Genomic DNA, 18,400 nt, shown 5'->3' on the forward strand with positions numbered 1-18,400 from the left:
GGGCAGGTTATCCTGTCGATCAGCACAATTCTCACATAAGGGGGTCTCATCATGAACGAACAAGAGCGAGCTGGCAAAAGACTGCTTCCTGAAGTGGCTACAGGCGAACGGAAGCTGGAACATGTGCGCCTCTGTCTTGAGGAGAATGTGGCAGGGGAAGGGATAACCAGTGGGATGGAACGTTATGCGTTTCGTCATAATCCACTGCCTGAATTGAACTTTGACGAGGTAAGTCTAGAGACGGCCTTTATTGGAAAAGAAGTACGTACGCCCTTGCTCATCAGTTCGATGACGGGCGGAAGCGAAACAACTGGCGCCATCAATGAGCGGCTGGCGCGTGTAGCGAACGCCAGAGGCTGGGCGCTCGGCGTAGGTTCAATCCGGGCTGCCGTGGAACAGCCCGAACTAGCACATACCTTCGACGTACGGCGCTGGGCACCGGATATCCCGGTCATTGCCAACCTTGGCGCAGTGCAACTGAATTACGGCTTTACCACTGCTGACTTCCAGCGTGCTGTGGACATTGCGGGTGCTGACATGCTTGTGCTGCATCTGAACAGCTTGCAGGAGATTTTCCAGCCCGAGGGCAACACTGACTTCAGTGGGCTGTTACAACGGATTGAGGAGCTGTGCGCGAAGCTGGATGTCCCCGTCGGTGTGAAGGAAGTAGGTTTCGGCATGGATGGAGAGATGGCACAGCGGTTATATGCAGCAGGTGCAGCCTTCGTGGATGTAGCAGGTGCTGGTGGCACGAGCTGGGTGCAGGTCGAGAAATATCGGAATACCAATCCGGTACGACGTGCCGCAGCAGAAGCATTCGCAGACTGGGGCATTCCAACAGCGGATTGCATCCGTGAGGTGCGTACTCTGAATCCAGCAGGTGCACTCATCGGCAGCGGCGGGCTGCATAGCGGAGTCGATGCGGCTAAAGCGATCGCACTTGGCGCTGACCTTGCCGGGTTCGGACGCTCACTGCTTGAATCGGCGGTTGCTTCTGATGAAGCGTTAAGCCAGCGGCTAGAGCAGGTTGAATTCGAGCTACGCACCGTGATGTTCGGTATCGGTGCTGGGACTGTAGATGAGTTGCGTGGTACGTCTAGGCTAATTGAGAGACGATAGGATGTTAGTGAGGTATGGGGTTCTGTCCTAATGGGATTTGGCTTTATGTCCTGAAGGGGCTGAACCCCAAGCTCATGTCGCATACTCTATGGAGTACGATAGAATGAGAACTTATAGCAAGAGATTAGTGAATGAATGGCTAAACTATTACGTGATATGTAACCGTGGTCTAGGTCGCTATGGGTAGTAGTTAAAGAAATTAAACTACCTTCAAGTGGATGAGACCTGTCGTTGGACAGGGAGATCAACTTGAAGGCTTATTTACATTGTCTACTAGACTGAGTTGTTGTCTAGAATTCGTTTCTCCAGACTGTAATAAAAGATAAGAGGCATTATCATAAGCGCAACCCGTAAAGATACGCCTGCTGACAATGCCTCTATTGCCGTTATAATTTGTTAACTTCCAAATCCGTGACTATTTGTAGTCATGATTACTGCTGGTGGTGGTGGAGTTTCGCCACATGCTTGGATAGTAGCAGGAGCAGTAATTACAGTAGCAATACTAAACGTTGCTATAAGCAAAATTAATTTTTTTCTCATTGAGATTTTGCACCTCACCGATTAGAATTTGGTATTGCGAAATGACTGTTTCCGATGCATACTTTCGATAATTTTCAAATATGCCCACACATTTAAGTAAACAAAAACCATTACTAATTTCGAGGGAAGCTGTGATGCTCCCCAGTAAGGATGAAAATCCTTTCTCGTAATCACCTTTTTTTAGGTAATATGCTCCTATTCCCATGAGTAGACGCCCATAGCGATCGCCTGTAAGCTGACTGCTGATTTTTCCGATTCGACTAATCTGTTCTTGGTAAAATAGGAGGTGTTCGTACTCTACAAGAATGTGATCAATATCTAACAGAAACTCATTAGCCGCAACAACTATCTCACATAAAGCCGGGAATACTTCATTTTGCCTGGTCGAAATGTACTCAACGTATTGAGGTAACACATGCACTTGGCCATCCCGTAGAAGATACATGTAACGGTTAGCCTCCGCCCACTCCCGAAACTGCTGCATAACCGTTTCTTCCGCTTTGTTAGGAGAAACCACCCAACTTTGTTCGCTGTACTTTGCGACATACTCCAAAGCTTTTTCGTAATTCTCAAGATAAAAGTATGCAGTGCCCATTGCTAAATAAGAGTATAAAATATAGAAGATGCTTTCTTTCTTTACTCCTATAGGTTTTGAGCTACCATGTAATTCATAATGTATCGTTGCTCTTACCTCTAACTTTTCGCTCAACTTCAACACATGATCCCATTGACGTAATGAACCAAAAACATTAATCAAGTCGTTTAAGCCGTCAAGCTGATAAGACTCGTCCATTCGGTCAACGAAGACTTCGAATTGTGTTGCGAGGGATAGATTTTTCATTTGATCTTTAGAAAGACTAATGGTAAATATCCGATATTGGCTTAATGCTAAGCGCTCAGAATGTTGCATTTTCTCGCTTTCTACTATGCAACGATAAATTGGTAAAGCTGCTTTGAACTTTTCAGCGTTATACAGTTGTTCAGCGGTCTCGAATAAAAGCGGAATGTAGGAAAGGCTATCCATTAATAGCATAGTGGCTGCTTCTATACAATCGACTCTACCGAGTTCGGCACAACGATACAGAAATGGCTTAAGACGTCGCCAATCGGGATTTGAATGTATAATACACTCATTTATGTATAAGTCGTAAAAATGACCCTCAGGTAGTCCCATCCCAATCGTTATTTGATCTAACTGCCGCATACCGATGGGACGTAGCCCGTTTATTGTACTGCTCAATGTTCCTGAATTAACTCCTGATAACTCTGAAAAATGATTGAGCGTCATCTGTTCTTTCCTTAAGTAGTTATCTAGATGTTCGCGTATTGTCGTTATTGGATTCAAGGAAACACCACCTTTTTAAATAAACCATATATTTCCTGTTTAAATGAATGATATGTTATAAATAAACAACGGTCAATAAAGTAATACAATAATTTTACAAATAATATGGATTTTCCTTGGATAAGTATGGATTTTAGAAGTTTGTTCTTAATGACTATGATAATGGGAAATAACTCACATTACAGAAGTACATTGGAACGGTAAATACCTACTTGGGATTGATAAAATATGTAAGACAGATTAACATGTAAAACAGTTTGGGCTAACATACTGATCCTGAAGTCGCTCAAGCGTTAAAATCAAGATAAATTTAATCGGAATGTCTATTACCTGATACCGAAAGTAATACTTTAATATTCGAGTAGTGCATCATAACATGAGTAATAGAGTAGGAGGGAGTAGTGTATGAGTGTGTATGAATCAGGTAAGGTAACTTCAAAAGGACAGGTTACAATTCCGGTTGAGGTAAGGAGAAAACTGGGCATAGCTACAGACGACAAAATTAATGTGATTATCCAAAGTGGCGAAGCGAAATTAGAAGTTAGTAAACATAAAAAGTTAATTGATCTTGTAGGAGTCTTAAAGACAAGGCAAGAACATGAGTACAAGTACTCTAAGTCGCACTCCGTATTGAGTGTGTGGATGGGCTCACCACTATAAGTTACAGCCTCTATATTTTCAAGGAAGCTACATCATGGCTCAATTCGTACAGAACGAAAATGACACTTGTCCGTTTGAGCAGGAATTTAATCTGAGTGACGACTATTTGGACGTAGATTTTCCTTCATTATTGATCCAGTAGCGGAGCTTTTAGAGCAGCAAGGCGTTGAGCAGATTAGTTATCTGTTTGCGATGCTTGATCTTAATTACGAGGGCAAGCTCATTCAAACGGTTCATTAGTATTCTTAGGCAATGTTGAATGTGAGCAAGAGATCAGTGATTGGATGGCTGAACTATTACGTGATATGTAACCTTGGTCTTGTTGCTACTTGCGGTAGTTAAAGAATTAAACTACATAGTAAATGAAAAAAAGATGTGATTAAGCCTGAGGCTTGATTGCATTTTTTTATGTATAAATTTTAAATGAGATTCCATTACTCTGATCTATGAGATAGACAGTGACAGATCAAGTCAACGTAATTTTGATCCCAAGGAATTCATTCATATTTCTAAATAAAGGTAATGATTTACAAGTAAATATTGATATTAAATGTAAAAATAATGTATAATTTTATTGACCGTTGCCTAATTTCTTATTGAAAGGTGGTGTTCTCTTGAATTCAATTACCACAATTCGCGACCATTTCGAAGATTATCTTAAGAGTAAACATATGACACTGAACTCTTTTTCCGAATTATCAGGTATTAATTCAGGCACGCTCAGTAGTACGTTGAGTGGGCAACGTCCCATAGGAGTTCAGCAATTAGATCGACTCACTGCAGGGATGGGGTTACCTGAGGGATATTTCTATGATTTATACATAAATGAGTGTTTTGTTAATACGAATCCTGATTGGCGTAGAATAGGCCCTTTTCTTAAACGTTGTGCCGAACTCGGTAGAGTGGAGTGTATCGAAGCGACCGTTAAACTATTAATGGATAATCTTTCCTACGCCCCTCTCTTATTTGAGTTGGCTGAACAATTATATGCAGAAGGGAGGCTAGAGGCTGCTAAACCCCTTTATTTCTGTGTGGCTGAGAGCGAGAAGATGCAGCACTCCGAACGATTGGCTCTGAGTCAGTATCGTTTATTCTCTATCGGACTTTGTAAAGATCAGCAAAAAAACTTGTCACTAGCTACCCAATTCGAATTTTTTGTGGATCGTCTCGAAGAGCCCTATCAGTTGGATGGGTTGAATGACTTGATTAATGTTTATGCTTCATTACGACGCTGGGACAAGGTAGAGATCCTGGCTGAACAATTGAAAGTAAAGGCAACTATTCAGTATGAATTCAAGAAGATATCGAGAGCGACTGAGACTAGAACTAAAAAGCAGGTTATATTTTATGTTCTATACGCCTATTTGGCGCTTGGTGAAGTTTGTTTCAATAACAAAGCATATGAAGAGGGCCTGGAGTATATCCTTTTATACAAGGATCATAGTTGGGTTAATGACCCGAATGATGACGAAAGAAGAGTCATTCGTCAGTTTAAGGAATGGGCTGAGGGTAACTACTATTTGTATGAGTTAATGTCTGGTAAGACAGAAGTGTTGCCAAGCTATCTAAACTACATTTCAGCAAGAGAAAATGAAGTTTTCCCTGCTTTGTGTGCAATAGTTTCCGCAGCTAATCAATTTGAGATGAATATTCATTCCATCCTTGAACAGTATGACTCTTATTTTGCGTACCGAGAGCAAGTCAGTCATATCGGGAAAATTAATGAACAATATACGAGTGACCAATATACGAGTGACCAATATGTCACTTTATTAGCAGGTTTGGGAACATATTATTTAACTCATCGAGAATATAATAGAGGAATTCATTTTATCCTTCGAGGGCTAGAACTCGCTATTACAATTAAGAATAAAGACGGTATGTTGAGTTGCATCAAAACGTTTGAAGAATTTCGATATTGTGCATCTGAAGAGGATAAAGGGAAATACAAAAATTTGATTTGTGAGGTGTGAGAAAAATGAAATCAAAATTAGCTTTACTAGCAATTACATGTAGTGTGGCAGTATCAATACTAATCCCGACTACTCAACCAGTATCTCCTGAAACAACACCTCCTGTGATCATGACAACGAATGGTCATGGAATGGGAAGCTAACAGTTAATATGCCTTGAAGGTTACACCATTGAGGTTTTTTATTTATACAGTAGAGAAGCCCTATGCGGATGAGCATAGGGCTATTATCGATTTCGTGAAACGAATCCTGGAGTTGGGGATAACCCCAATATTTATTAAACGGATCTGGTTACCAAATAAAATATGAAATTGATATAAATTGAAGAGGTGCTGTATAATTCTTACTTACTACTACTCAGTCGTATACCTCAGATAAGGTGGTGTTCTCTTGAACTCAGCAGCGACCATTCGTGATTATTTCGAGGACTATTTAAAAAATAATCGTATGACACTTCATCAGTTTTCAGAGGTGTCTGGTATTAATTCAGGAACCTTAAGCAGTACCCTAAGTGGGCAGCGTCCCATAGGTGTACAACAGTTAGATCGACTCACTGCGGGGATGAGCTTTCCTGAAGGGTACTTCTATGATTTATACATAAATGAAAGTTTTGCAAATGCGAATCCAGACTGGCGCAGACTTGGTCCTTTTTTGTACCGCTGTGCTGAATTAAATCAAATTGAAAATATAAAAGAAACGATCAGTCTAGTGATGGACAACCTAACGTACGCCCCTCATTTGTTTGATCTTGCGGAACAGTTGTTTTCTGAAGGAAAGCTGGAAGCGGCTCGCCCTCTATATTATAGTGTTGCTGAGAGTGAGAAGATGCAACATTCGGAACGACTGGCTCTGAGTCAGTATCGTCTATTTACAATCGGACTTTCTAACAATCAACAAACGAATCAGTCTCTTGCAACTCAATTTGAGTTGTTTGTAGATCGTCTGGATGAGATGTACCAGCTTGATGGATTGAATGATCTAATTAATGTACATAGCTCATTGCGAAATTGGAGTAAGTTGTTAGAACTGAGTGACAAATTGAGGATGAGAGCAGAAATTCACTATAAATTGTATGGAAGACATAAAGATGAGTGGGTGAAAAAGGAGATTGTTTTTTATGTGCTGTATGCCCACCTAGCAAAAGGGAGTGCGTACTCTTATCTAGGAGACTACAAGAACGCCCTGAAATATGTCGAAAAATATAGTGATTATACGTGGATAAATTCTCCTAATAAAGCGGAAATGGTAGTAATGAACCAATTTAATGAATGGGCGGAAGCTAATCGGTATTTGTATGAACTGAAGTCAGGGAATGTTGAGGTTCTCGAGTCTTATCTTGAATATATATCTGAAAGAAAGAATGAAATCTTCCCAGCTCTATGTGCAATTGTAAGTGCAGCGAATCGGCATAATATGAACATTGATTCGGTATTGGAACAGTATGAATCCTATTTCACTTACCAGGAACAGGAAAATAGAATTGGTAAAGTTAGTAAGTATTTAACCAGTGACCAGTATGGGTCGCTATTGGCTGGTCTAGGAACGTATTATTTAACCAATAGAAACTTTGATAAAGGCATGGAATATCTTCAACGAGGCTTGGAATTTGCTATGAATAACGGGAATAAGGATGCAATGCTGGACTGCCTTGGTTTATTTGGTGAACTCCGTGATTCACCTAATGGGGAAGGCAGTAGCACCAAAGCAGCATTTCTTTTGGGGAAGATTAGTGAACGATTCTCGCACCCTAGTTAATCCCTTGAAAGCTAGTATCTAGAACAGATATACAAGGTGTTCCCTATGTGGTTACTTCCTTTAATGAGGAAGCTAAATCATACGGAATGCCTCTTTGTGTTGATTTTTACAAACTAGCATGTAAGGTTTTACGGAGTGGTGTAGAACGACATGTAAAATTAAAATCAAGTTGGAGTATATATCCTTTCCCACTAAATAGCAGAATGCTCTAGAATATCACATCAGGGGAGGATGAATATGGAACGTAGTGACTTGATAAGACAGATTGAATTAGCGAGGCAGAAGCTGTATCAGACGAAGCTGAAATATGTAGATCTTCTGCATCCTGATGTCATTAAGCAATCGATGATTCTGGATGAGTTAATCAATGAATATAACCAGGCCAAAACAGAAAAGCCGATCAAGTAATCCATCGACTGTGGCTGAGCTCTTGGCGAGTCGCTCTTCCTATAATTTAATCTCAGCATGAGTACAGTGTGGACAGGCTATTCATCAGTTGGATGAATGCTACGTACGTACTCGCTCAGGAGCATTCTTCTTTAACAGATATCGTATCGTTAGTTACCGTTACACGGGTATGACCAGCTAAGTGTTCGGTATAGCCGCAGACGGTCTCAGTGTAATTTTTCCCGCGGCTGTCCGGTTGTGCTACGTTTTAACATGAAGATAGATATACATAGCTAAGATAAACAGCTTGTGAATTATAGAGCATCTACGTATGCTGTGAGATAGGAAGTTATAGCACGATGATGAAGTAGAAAGAAGGAGAATCGAATGAAACTTGTACCTATGAGTGACCAAGAGTTCGCGAGTTTTCGCGTTCGCTCCATTCAAGATTTTGCACGAGAGAAGGTAGAGGCAGGGACGTGGGCTCCTGAAGAAGCACAACAACTTGCAGAAGCATCGTATGACAGATATTTACCAGAAGGATTGAATACCCTTGGTGCTTATGTGTATAACCTAGTTCATGAGGTAGACGGAAACGTAGGTTATATCTGGTTCAATATTACGGATAACCGTCGAGGCAGGGAGGCATTCCTGCTGGATATTTTGGTTGAAGAAGCACATCAAGGCAAAGGCTATGGTACGGAGACCATGAAGGCACTGGAACAGACGGCTATAGATCTGGGGGTAGATCGAATCGGTCTGCATGTGTTTGGACATAATGGTCGTGCAAGCAACTTGTATAAGAAGATGGGATATGAGGTCACAGATCTAACGATGTACAAGGAATTACGGAAATAAATTAGGAAAATGATATTGAGCTAGCTTACGTTATCACTCTAGACTGTTCGAATCCTGAGATGAAACGATGCGTATATGAGATTCTGACGTAAACGTTAGCATGGTTATCTAAATTCCGTTCATATCGAATTAGCGAACTTCCTTGATGCACTGGGGGTTGTCATATATAATGAATAGGATTATTCGAACCGAACAAGTAATGAATGAGGAGTTGTCATATACATGGCTTTGAAAGCTGGAATCGTGGGCTTGCCTAACGTTGGTAAATCTACATTGTTTAATGCAATTACACAAGCTGGTGCGGAGTCTGCTAACTATCCGTTCTGTACAATTGACCCTAACGTAGGGATTGTTGAAGTACCTGATGAGCGTTTGGACAAATTGACAGAACTGGTTGTACCGAAAAAGACAGTACCAACGGCGTTTGAATTCGTAGATATCGCGGGTCTGGTTCGTGGTGCAAGTAAAGGTGAAGGTCTTGGTAACAAGTTCCTTGCACACATCCGTGAAGTAGACGCTATTGTACACGTGGTACGTTGCTTTGTCGATGAGAACATCACTCACGTGGATGGTAAAATTGATCCGGTAAGCGACATCCAGACGATTAATCTGGAGCTGATCCTGGCTGATATTGAAAGTGTTGAGAAAAAAATCGACCGTTCTAAGAAAAACATGAAGGGCGGTAACAAAACGGCTGCTCAAGAAGTGGAAGTACTGGAGAAAGTGAAGGCTGTTCTGTATGAAGACAAGCCAGCACGCAGTATGGAGCTTACCGATGAAGAGCGTCTGATCGTTCGCGATCTGCACTTGCTCACCCTCAAACCTGTTCTGTATGCAGCTAACGTAGCTGAGGACGAAATCGGCGATGTAGCGAACAATGCTTATGTGCAAAAAGTAAGAGAATTCGCTGCTGCTGAGAATGCAGAAGTGGTGCCAATCAGTGCGAAGGTCGAAGAAGAGATCTCCGAGCTGGAAGGCGAAGATAAACAAATGTTCCTGGAAGAACTCGGCATCGAGGATTCCGGTCTGAACCTGCTTATTAAAGCAGCTTACAAATTGCTGGGATTGTACACGTACTTCACAGCAGGGGTACAGGAAGTTCGTGCATGGACGATCCGTAAAGGTACCAAAGCGCCTGGCGCAGCTGGTGTAATCCATACTGACTTTGAGCGTGGATTCATCCGTGCAGAGGTTGTTTCCTATGAAGATCTGGTTGCGGCTGGTTCCATGAATGGTGCCAAAGAACGCGGACAGCTTCGTCTGGAAGGTAAAGAGTATGTTGTTAACGACGGCGATGTTATGCACTTCCGTTTCAACGTATAAACCGCTGAACCACGTATAATTGGACTGAACCTACCCACGTAGGTTTGTTGAAAATGGCTCTGTTACCTTCTTAGGAAGGTGGCAGGGCTTTTGTATATACCCAACTATTAATGTTAAACAGGAACATATCATTACAATTTCTAGGGATGTGCAACTCTTATGTACTGAATAGCGTTCAGGTAGTAACGTTACAATAATCATAAGGGGAGATTGTCATTTTAATGAAATTAAAGTTGGTGTGTGTTGCATTCAGTGTGGTGGTTGTGTTCCTAATATCGGCTTGTGCAAATGATACAACTGACGAGAGCTCTCAAAATATGCGCACTGAACCTTACCGTGTTGCGCTAGAGGAATTGATATCGATAGATACGGCTCTTAATGCGAATATGGAGTACATTTCTCTGGTGTTGAACGAAGCGATTCCTCTGGAAGATTCCGAGCGAGAAGTGATTGAATCCTACCTAAAACAACAATATAATGTTCCCATCTATAACTATACTCATGAACAATTATTAGAGCAGAAATACGCTGAGCAGGGTGGAACCAAGCTTAAAGGCATTCTCCTAACCATTGAAAAGTGCAAACAGTCAGACGATCCAAATGAAATGATGCTTGAGGTCAGTAAGTATCGTGCGAATGAAGGGGCGATTGCTTTGGAAATGATATTAACGTATCAAGAAGGACAGTGGGGAATTTCTGATTATGTTTCGGAGAGAGAAAGTTAGGAGAAAACTCGTTTCTGGTGTCAGAAATAGAGTATATTGTGCATAGTTGAATTCATTTATAGGAGGCTACGACCATGTCACAGGATATTTGGATTAACCTGCCTGTCAAAGATGTTGAGGAGTCTACACGCTTTTTCAACGAAATTGGATTCCATACAGTGAATGTTGGTCACAAGAGAGCCAAGCTTACCATAGGTCAAACGACAATTTTGCTGTTTCCGAATGCAGCGTTTGAGAAATTTACAGGTTCCAACGTTACAGATACTTCCCATAGTGCAGAGGTGATTTTCTCTATAGGTGCGGAGAGCCGGGAAGAAGTAGATGCCTTTATTCAAAAAGTAGAGAGCGCCGGAGGCAGCGTCTTTGGTAAGCCCAGTGAAACCGACGGCTGGATGTACGGTGCGGGCTTTGCCGATCTGGATGGTCACCGTTGGAACTTGCTGTATATGGACGAGAGCCGAATGCCCAAAGGCCAATAGAGGTCGTTCCATCCCAAAAGTAAGCACGTAGACATGTATGAATATGAAACGCCGGTTGCCTAGTGAAGGTCATCGGCGTTTTTTCCTACACCGTTTAGACAGGCTTGTTATATGCAATGATATTCATTCCTACACAGTGGAAAATTTAGTTCATCCAGCAGCAGAACGGTTGCTATTCAGAATCATAAGAATATGCTATAATTAAGAGTCGTATACCTAGGTTGAAGATGTTACTTAACTCGAAGAGTTGAAGCGGGTTCTGTAGCAAGGTACGCGATTTATTTATATCACTTTAAAAGTAAAGGATTTGATGACGTTGTAGCGATGTTATACGTCGATCATATATGAATATTAATCAATGCTAAGTCAGGGGATTTCAAGGAAATCCAGCGCGTTGTGAATTATAAATAGTACGAATGTCGTTGTAAGAAACGACATGAATGAAAATAATACGTGAGGTGACGATATAATGTTGGATAAATTACAGGCTTTGGCCGACCGTTACGACAAGCTTAGCGAGCTGTTGTGTGACCCGGATGTAGCAAGTGATAACAAGAAGCTGCGCGAGTATTCTAAGGAACAATCCGATCTGCAACCAACTTACGATGCGTACAATGAATACAAACAGGTAAGTGAAGATCTCGATGCTGCGAAGGAAATGCAAGGCGAGAAGTTAGATGATGAGATGCGTGAAATGGTCAAAATGGAAATTGAAGAACTGAGCACTCGTCAGAAGGAATTGGAAGAACTGATTCGTGTACTTATGCTGCCAAAAGATCCAAATGACGACAAAAACGTTATTGTGGAGATTCGCGGAGCGGCTGGTGGAGATGAAGCAGCATTGTTTGCAGCAGATCTATACCGGATGTATACGCGCTATGCAGACGCACAAGGCTGGCGTGTTGAGCTGATGGACGTGAACACGAACGATCTCGGTGGTTTCAAAGAGGTTGTCTTCATGATTAACGGCCGCGGCGCTTACAGCAAAATGAAATACGAGAGCGGTGCACACCGTGTGCAACGTATTCCAACAACAGAATCTGGCGGACGTATTCATACATCCACATCAACGGTTGCGGTTATGCCGGAAGCGGAAGATTTTGATATTGAAATTCATGACAAAGACATCCGTGTAGATACGTTCTGTTCCAGTGGTGCCGGTGGCCAATCGGTTAATACAACGAAATCCGCTGTACGTGTAACACACGTGCCAACGGGTATTGTTGCAACGTGTCAGGATGGTAAATCCCAGAACTCCAACAAAGAAAAAGCGTTGCAGGTTCTGCGTACACGGATCTTCGATATGAAACGTATGGAAGAAGAAGCAAAAATTTCGGTTGAACGGAAGAGCAAAGTGGGAACAGGTGACCGTAGTGAACGGATTCGTACGTACAACTTCCCGCAAAGCCGTGTAACGGATCACCGTATTGGTCTGACCATGCACAAGCTGGATCAGATCATGAACGGAGAAATTGAAGATATCTTGTCTGCACTGACCATTGCTCAGCAGACTGAGATGATGGATAGAGGAGAATAATCTGTGACCCGCGCCGAGTTTGTGATGACGCAGGGACAGAGCTGTCGGGAAGCCTTCGTAGAGGCTTCCTCTTTTTTGGAGAAGTGCGACGTGTACGAGCCGCACAATAACGCCCGGCTGCTGCTGGAACATGTACTTGGCGTCTATGGCGCCCAGTACTATATGATGCAGCCGGAGCCTTTCCCAAGCGAGCTTCGCAGCCGCTGGGAGGACGCCGTCACGCGCAAGGCTGCGGGTGAGCCGGCGCAATACATTATCGGCAGCCAGGAGTTCTACGGGCTGCCGTTCGAGGTCACGCCGGCCGTGCTGATCCCGCGGCCGGAGACCGAGCTGTTGGTCGAGGCTGTGCTGCGCGAAGCGGGCCGCGTGTTTGCGGGCGGCGGTGCGGTGCACGCCGTCGACATTGGCACGGGCAGCGGTGCCATCGCGGTGACGATGGCTACGCTTCGCCCGCAGTGGCAGGTGGGCGCCGGGGACATCTCGGCGGCCGCCCTGCAAGTAGCCGCGCGGAACGCGGCTGCGAACGGCGTGCAGATCGACTTCCGTGAAGGCGATCTGCTGGCTCCGTTCGCTGGGGCACGGGTGGACATCCTGGTGTCCAACCCGCCCTATATCCCGGCGGCAGATATCGCCGGGTTACAGCCTGAGGTGCGTGATCATGAGCCGCGCACTGCCCTTGACGGCGGCCCGGATGGGCTTGCGCCGTACCGGGTGATGCTGGAGCAGCTTACGCTCTTGCCAGCGCCGCCGCAGATTGTTGGTTTTGAACTGGGGCAAGGCCAGGCTCGTGACGTTGCTGCCTTGCTGGAATCTGCCGGACATTGGCCGGAGATTATCATCGTGCCAGACCTTGCAGGCATCGAGCGGCATGTACTAGGTGTTCGCACTTCGGAACAGGTGACATAAATGTAAGATTGCGGAGGTTTTCTTTTTGCCGTGAAATCCTCTACAATGAGATATACCGAAGATTGCTGAATGCTTGGAGGAACATAATTACATGCTGCATAAATTCAAAAAAATTGACTACAACATCGTATTTATATTAGTTATCTTGATGGTTATCAGTATTTTATCCATTTATAGCACCACGTTTGGTCGTCCGAGGTGGGAATCCTATCCCCAGCGGGCTGGGATATTCTATATTATAGGGTTCATCGTATTCTTCGGAATGTCCATGATTAACTATAAAGTGATTATCAAAAACTATTTATACATTTACGGTGGCGGTCTACTGTTGCTCGTTATCGTTAACTTTTTTGGTGTGACCTATTACGGAGCACAGGGCTGGTTGTCCATCTTCGGTCTAAGTTTGCAACCGGCAGAGCTATTTAAGCTGTGTTTGATTGTCTTTTTGTCTGCCTTACTGGCACGAAAGAAGAACAGACCTTTGTTATTTGGACGAGATGTCATCCCGATTGCTCTCTGTGTACTGCCTCCATTGTTACTCGTTTTGTTGCAAAACGACTTGGGGAATGCTCTCAGTTACGTCGTGATTCTGGTTGGATTACTGTGGATTGGTAATGTGAAGTTCAGCCACGCCTTGATTGGTTTTATCATCACTGTTGCTGCTTTTATCGCGGGTACGCAAGCGTACGTTCACTATCACGATCAGATCACCAAATTCCTTCAGGATATCGGGCGTGCCCACTGGGCAGATCGTTTCGATCCTTGGCTTGTGCCAGATCAGACCTCCCGAGATGTCCTATGGCAGACGTATAACGCTAAGCTGGCGATTGGCTCTGGAGGCATTAGTGGTAAAGGATATTTGGAAGGTACAACGATTCAATCCAACCGGGTACCGCTGGCATATGCCGACTCCATCTTTGTTCAGATCGGGGAAGAGTTCGGTTTTGTAGGCGCTTCGGTGCTGCTACTGCTCTACTTTATTCTGATTCATCGGCTGGTGTTGATCGCGCTGGAATGTAAGGATCGAGCCGGGCCGTATCTGATTGTTGGTATCATATCAATGTTACTCTATCAGATTTTTGTTAACATTGGTCCGTTTATTGGTCTGATGCCACTGACGGGGATTACGCTGCCGTTTATCAGTTTCGGGGGTACCTCCCTTGTGCTCAACATGCTGAGTATGGGGGTTGTCATGAGTATCAAGGTACACACGGAGGAGAACGAAGATATCCTGGGCTCGTCAGAACAACTTAGCATTACGGAACTGATCATGAGATTGTTTAAACGCAAACCTTCACAGCAAGAACAATCCTAATTGTGGTTCATGGGATATAAAACAAAACCTGAAAGCCATAGATTCGAGCAACATGGATCTACGGTTCTCAGGTTTTTTTGTTGTGGTTGTAGTAGTGGTTACCTAGGAAGGGGTGCGCATTCGGCTTAACCATAAGTGTATGGATTTCCATTTTTCATTCCAATTCTATACAATAAAGGGAGGAGAGATTGGCAAGAGCATCTTAGGGGGAAGAGTGAGCACATGCTGAGAATGTTGAAGAAGATGGATGGAATCATATTGTTTGTACTGCTGTTGCTTATGGGAATAAGCATAGCTGCTGTATATAGCGGGACGCAGACCGATTCTACATTGAGCAACCATCATATCAAAACCTTACAATTTTATATTGCCGGATTCATTGTCGTAATTGGAATGGGGCTTATCAATTATAAGCTCATTGTAAAATATGCTTTCTATTTATATGTCATCGGAAATATTTTGCTTCTCCTCGCTAATTTCGTGGGTGGCTCGGTCAACAATGCCAATGGCTGGCTGAAGCTGGGGGATACTTTCTCATTTCAACCTGCGGAACTGTTTAAAATGATCTTAATTCTATTTCTCGCCCATTTGCTTATGAAGCGAAAAGGAAGAGAACTCGGTTTCTGGAGAGACATCGTGCCGATTGGGTGCTGGACCTTTATTCCCTTTGCGCTTGTTATGATACAGAATGACTTGGGGAATGCCTTGGGGTATGTTGTTATTTTGGCAGCGGTGCTCTGGATCGGTAATATTAAGCTGAAACATGCCTTGATTGGTATTGCCATTATTGGTGTGGCTTTTTTTGGCTTCGTTAAATCATATGTCACATATCACGAAGAGATTTTCACTTTTCTAGAGAAGGTGGATCGAGAGCATTGGGCAGAACGGATCGATCCTTGGCTTGTACCAGAGAAAGCCACTGCCAAAGCAACCTGGCATACCAAAAATGCGGGTCTTGCTATAGGATCAGGTGGCATCATTGGGAAAGGGTACTTGCAAGGCACATCGGTGCAAAGCGGACGTGTGCCTTATACGTATTCGGATTCTATTTTCGTCGTGATTGCTGAAGAATTTGGTTTTGTGGGCGGTGCAGTGCTGCTATTGCTTTATTTTGTCCTAATCCATCGGATGGTGCTTATTGCACTGGAATGTAAAGACCGAGCCGGACCAGTGATTATTATTGGAATTATAGGAATGTTGCTGTATCAGGTATTTGAGAATATTGGTGCTTTTCTGGGGTTGATGCCGCTCACAGGTATTACTTTACCGTTTATTAGTTACGGAGGAACGTCATTGCTTATCAATATGGCCTGCATCGCGATTGCCATGAGCATCAAACTGTATGGCCCTGAGGATGAAGATGTTATCGTGTCAGAGGAGCAGCCGCCGAGTTTGCCAGCAAGAGTACGGAGTTGGGTGAGTGGGCTGGATGTGCTGAACAAAATCAAGAACAAGAACAAGGAAAAGAACAAGGAAAAGGAACAGGATCAAGTAGGGGTGTAATTTCGAGCGTGGTTTAGACAGGATAGCAGATATAGAGTAGTCATAAATGAGAGCACAGGTATAAACGAAGGACAGACATAAACGGATCACAGGTATAAACGAGGGACAGACATCAACAGGATCGCAGGCATAAACGAGAGGACAGACATAAACAGAATCACAGACATAAACGTAGGCATTGCTATAAGCAAGGTGTGGACATAAGGTTGGAAAGGAAAGGGGGGAATGATCGTGTAAAGGTGCCCCGCCTTCCGAGTATGTGTCCCACTTCGTTATAGCGGCATTTAAATTAGGGTCGGTTTTCACCATTATAGGTGGGGTCGGCTCTTTTTGGTCTTGGGTGTGTCTGAGAACTTTCTGAAGGAAGGCAGAGCTTGAATTTTTCGTTTCAAGCAAGGACGTTTTTCGCAGATATACCGGATCGTCAAGAGAAAGTGACACAGCAGGCTCGAAAAGACGTGGGCAGTGGATGATGCCCCCAAGTGAGCGTGAGATTTGAAGTCACGACAGTTGATCATGTGTCATCTCTAACGAACTCAGTTGGCCTTATTGGCGGGAAAATGGCACTCAGGAAATGCTAACGAATCGTGGTGGAGCTAGAATAAAAAGTGGACACCCGTTAACGGACAGAAGGATAATAAAGCTAACGGAGGTGTGTCCACATGGGAGAACAGCGGCAACGATACAATGAAGAATTCAAGAAACAAACGGTAAAATTTATCCAAGAACAGACCAAGACACTCGGAGACTTGGCAGAAGAACTCAACATTCCAAAAAGTACATTACACCAGTGGATTAAGAAACAAACGGTAAAATTTATCCAAGAACAGACCAAGACACTCGGAGACTTGGCAGAAGAACTCAACATTCCAAAAAGTACATTACACCAGTGGATGGGCAAGTATCGCGAACTTAAACATGAGCCCGTAGCTAGCGTAGATCGAGTGAAAGAACTGGAAGCRGAGCTTMAAGAAATGCGCCGGTTACTTCAAGAGAAAGAGCATACGCTTGCGGACACGCAAGAGGAACTGGCTATTGTAAAAAAAGCAGTGCACATCTTCAGCAAACCAAAGAGCTAAGGTTTCAGTTTCTGGAAAACCATCGCTCCCTGTTTTCTTTGGAGAAGATGTGCACTCTGTTACACGTGTCACGGAGCGGATATTACAAGTGGCGGATGGATCGAACAAGTAAACAGCAGCACCGGAGAACTGAGATCATGAAGCGTATTCGATTTCATTTCTACGACCACCAGAAGCGGTGTGGAAGTCCGAAAATTACGTATGCGCTCCAKCTGGAAGGATACAGAATCTCTTCCCGTACCGTCAGTATATACATGCGTCAAATGAATCTTCGTTCCGTGCACASTCCTCGGTATCGTGTCCAAACRACGGATTCTAAACATCATCATCCCATTGCACCAAATACGCTGAACCAGCAATTTCAAACGTCCAAACCGAACACCGTATGGGTCACCGATATCACCTACATTCCCTGCCGAGGAGGCCGGTTATATCTCGCCAGTGTTCTGGATTTATGTACGCGTGAAATTGTAGGCTGGCGTCTGTACAACCATATGGAAACGAGTCTGGTGCTAGGTGCATTGAATGATGCTTACCGGGCCAAACRCCCCGCTCCAGGACTGCTACATCACTCGGATCGTGGCTCGCAGTACACGTCAAAAGAATACGTGGAGCAACTGAAATCGTATGGTATGGAGCTCAGTATGAGCCGCCGAGGAAACTGTTACGATAACGCATGTATCGAGTCTTGGCACAGTATTTTGAAGAAGGAACTCATTCACTGTAACCCTCGTTTTAAGAATCCAGAAGAGGCTTATAACGCCATTTACCAGTACATTGAGTTCTATTACAACCGCAAGCGAATGCATGGTGCGCTAGGTTATCTTTCCCCTGCTCGTTTTGCGAAGAAATTTACGGACAAATCCGTCGCGTAAGTGTCTACTTTCTTGACATAG

The 18,400-nt window shown here is 43.7% G+C and carries 16 protein-coding genes; 15 read left to right on the forward strand and 1 reads right to left on the reverse strand.

The annotated features are described in order from the left end of the window. The first annotated feature begins 51 nt into the window (after positions 1 to 51). Entirely contained in the window at positions 52 to 1,119 is a 1,068-nt protein-coding gene (gene fni, locus ASD24_RS26155) for a type 2 isopentenyl-diphosphate Delta-isomerase (RefSeq protein ID WP_056702161.1), read from the forward strand. A gap of 502 nt (positions 1,120 to 1,621) precedes the next feature. Here fni and ASD24_RS26160 read toward each other — a convergent pair. Next, positions 1,622 to 3,004: a transcriptional regulator gene (locus ASD24_RS26160; protein ID WP_156395558.1), complete on the reverse strand. Its 1,383-nt coding sequence runs from the start codon at positions 3,002 to 3,004 to the stop codon at positions 1,622 to 1,624. Between the two features lie 405 nt (positions 3,005 to 3,409). Here ASD24_RS26160 and ASD24_RS26165 point away from each other — a divergent pair, with 405 nt between their 5' ends. The 14 genes from ASD24_RS26165 (at position 3,410) to ASD24_RS26225 (ending at position 18,379) form a co-directional block, all read left to right on the forward strand. Continuing rightward, positions 3,410 to 3,664: an AbrB/MazE/SpoVT family DNA-binding domain-containing protein gene (locus ASD24_RS26165; RefSeq protein WP_056702162.1), complete on the forward strand. Its 255-nt coding sequence runs from the start codon at positions 3,410 to 3,412 to the stop codon at positions 3,662 to 3,664. A gap of 614 nt (positions 3,665 to 4,278) precedes the next feature. After that, positions 4,279 to 5,637: a transcriptional regulator gene (locus ASD24_RS26170; RefSeq protein ID WP_235540863.1), complete on the forward strand. Its 1,359-nt coding sequence runs from the start codon at positions 4,279 to 4,281 to the stop codon at positions 5,635 to 5,637. Between the two features lie 390 nt (positions 5,638 to 6,027). Then, positions 6,028 to 7,392, forward strand: coding sequence for a hypothetical protein (locus ASD24_RS26175; RefSeq protein ID WP_056702164.1), 1,365 nt, complete (start codon positions 6,028 to 6,030; stop codon positions 7,390 to 7,392). A gap of 237 nt (positions 7,393 to 7,629) precedes the next feature. After that, entirely contained in the window at positions 7,630 to 7,800 is a 171-nt protein-coding gene (locus ASD24_RS30075; RefSeq protein WP_082560566.1) for an aspartyl-phosphate phosphatase Spo0E family protein, read from the forward strand. Between the two features lie 366 nt (positions 7,801 to 8,166). Beyond that, positions 8,167 to 8,637 (forward strand): GNAT family N-acetyltransferase, encoded by a 471-nt coding sequence (locus ASD24_RS26180; protein ID WP_056702166.1) that lies wholly within the window; start codon positions 8,167 to 8,169, stop codon positions 8,635 to 8,637. A 222-nt stretch (positions 8,638 to 8,859) separates the two neighbouring features. Beyond that, a complete protein-coding gene (ychF, locus tag ASD24_RS26185) occupies positions 8,860 to 9,960 on the forward strand; it encodes a redox-regulated ATPase YchF (RefSeq protein WP_056702168.1) in 1,101 nt (366 codons plus the stop codon). Positions 9,961 to 10,181: 221 nt separating this feature from the next. Then, positions 10,182 to 10,685 (forward strand): hypothetical protein, encoded by a 504-nt coding sequence (locus tag ASD24_RS26190; RefSeq protein ID WP_056702170.1) that lies wholly within the window; start codon positions 10,182 to 10,184, stop codon positions 10,683 to 10,685. 74 nt (positions 10,686 to 10,759) lie between these two features. After that, entirely contained in the window at positions 10,760 to 11,164 is a 405-nt protein-coding gene (locus ASD24_RS26195) for a VOC family protein (protein WP_056702172.1), read from the forward strand. 469 nt (positions 11,165 to 11,633) lie between these two features. Further along, positions 11,634 to 12,701, forward strand: a complete 1,068-nt coding sequence (gene prfA, locus ASD24_RS26200; protein WP_056702174.1) for a peptide chain release factor 1 — start codon at positions 11,634 to 11,636, stop codon at positions 12,699 to 12,701. A gap of 24 nt (positions 12,702 to 12,725) precedes the next feature. Then, positions 12,726 to 13,607: a peptide chain release factor N(5)-glutamine methyltransferase gene (prmC, locus tag ASD24_RS26205; protein ID WP_082560579.1), complete on the forward strand. Its 882-nt coding sequence runs from the start codon at positions 12,726 to 12,728 to the stop codon at positions 13,605 to 13,607. Positions 13,608 to 13,698: 91 nt separating this feature from the next. Next, the gene (locus ASD24_RS26210; RefSeq protein ID WP_056702178.1) at positions 13,699 to 14,922 is read left to right on the forward strand and encodes an FtsW/RodA/SpoVE family cell cycle protein; all 1,224 of its coding nucleotides are present in this window, start codon (positions 13,699 to 13,701) and stop codon (positions 14,920 to 14,922) included. Positions 14,923 to 15,144: 222 nt separating this feature from the next. Further along, positions 15,145 to 16,425: an FtsW/RodA/SpoVE family cell cycle protein gene (locus tag ASD24_RS26215; RefSeq protein WP_056702180.1), complete on the forward strand. Its 1,281-nt coding sequence runs from the start codon at positions 15,145 to 15,147 to the stop codon at positions 16,423 to 16,425. Positions 16,426 to 17,087: 662 nt separating this feature from the next. Next, positions 17,088 to 17,504, forward strand: coding sequence for a transposase (locus ASD24_RS26220; RefSeq protein WP_082560567.1), 417 nt, complete (start codon positions 17,088 to 17,090; stop codon positions 17,502 to 17,504). A gap of 11 nt (positions 17,505 to 17,515) precedes the next feature. Beyond that, positions 17,516 to 18,379: an IS3 family transposase gene (locus tag ASD24_RS26225; protein WP_235540873.1), complete on the forward strand. Its 864-nt coding sequence runs from the start codon at positions 17,516 to 17,518 to the stop codon at positions 18,377 to 18,379. Positions 18,380 to 18,400 lie beyond the last annotated feature (21 nt).

Origin of the sequence: Paenibacillus sp. Root52 (assembly GCF_001426865.1) — a bacterium.
In the GTDB taxonomy this organism is placed as follows: domain Bacteria; phylum Bacillota; class Bacilli; order Paenibacillales; family Paenibacillaceae; genus Paenibacillus.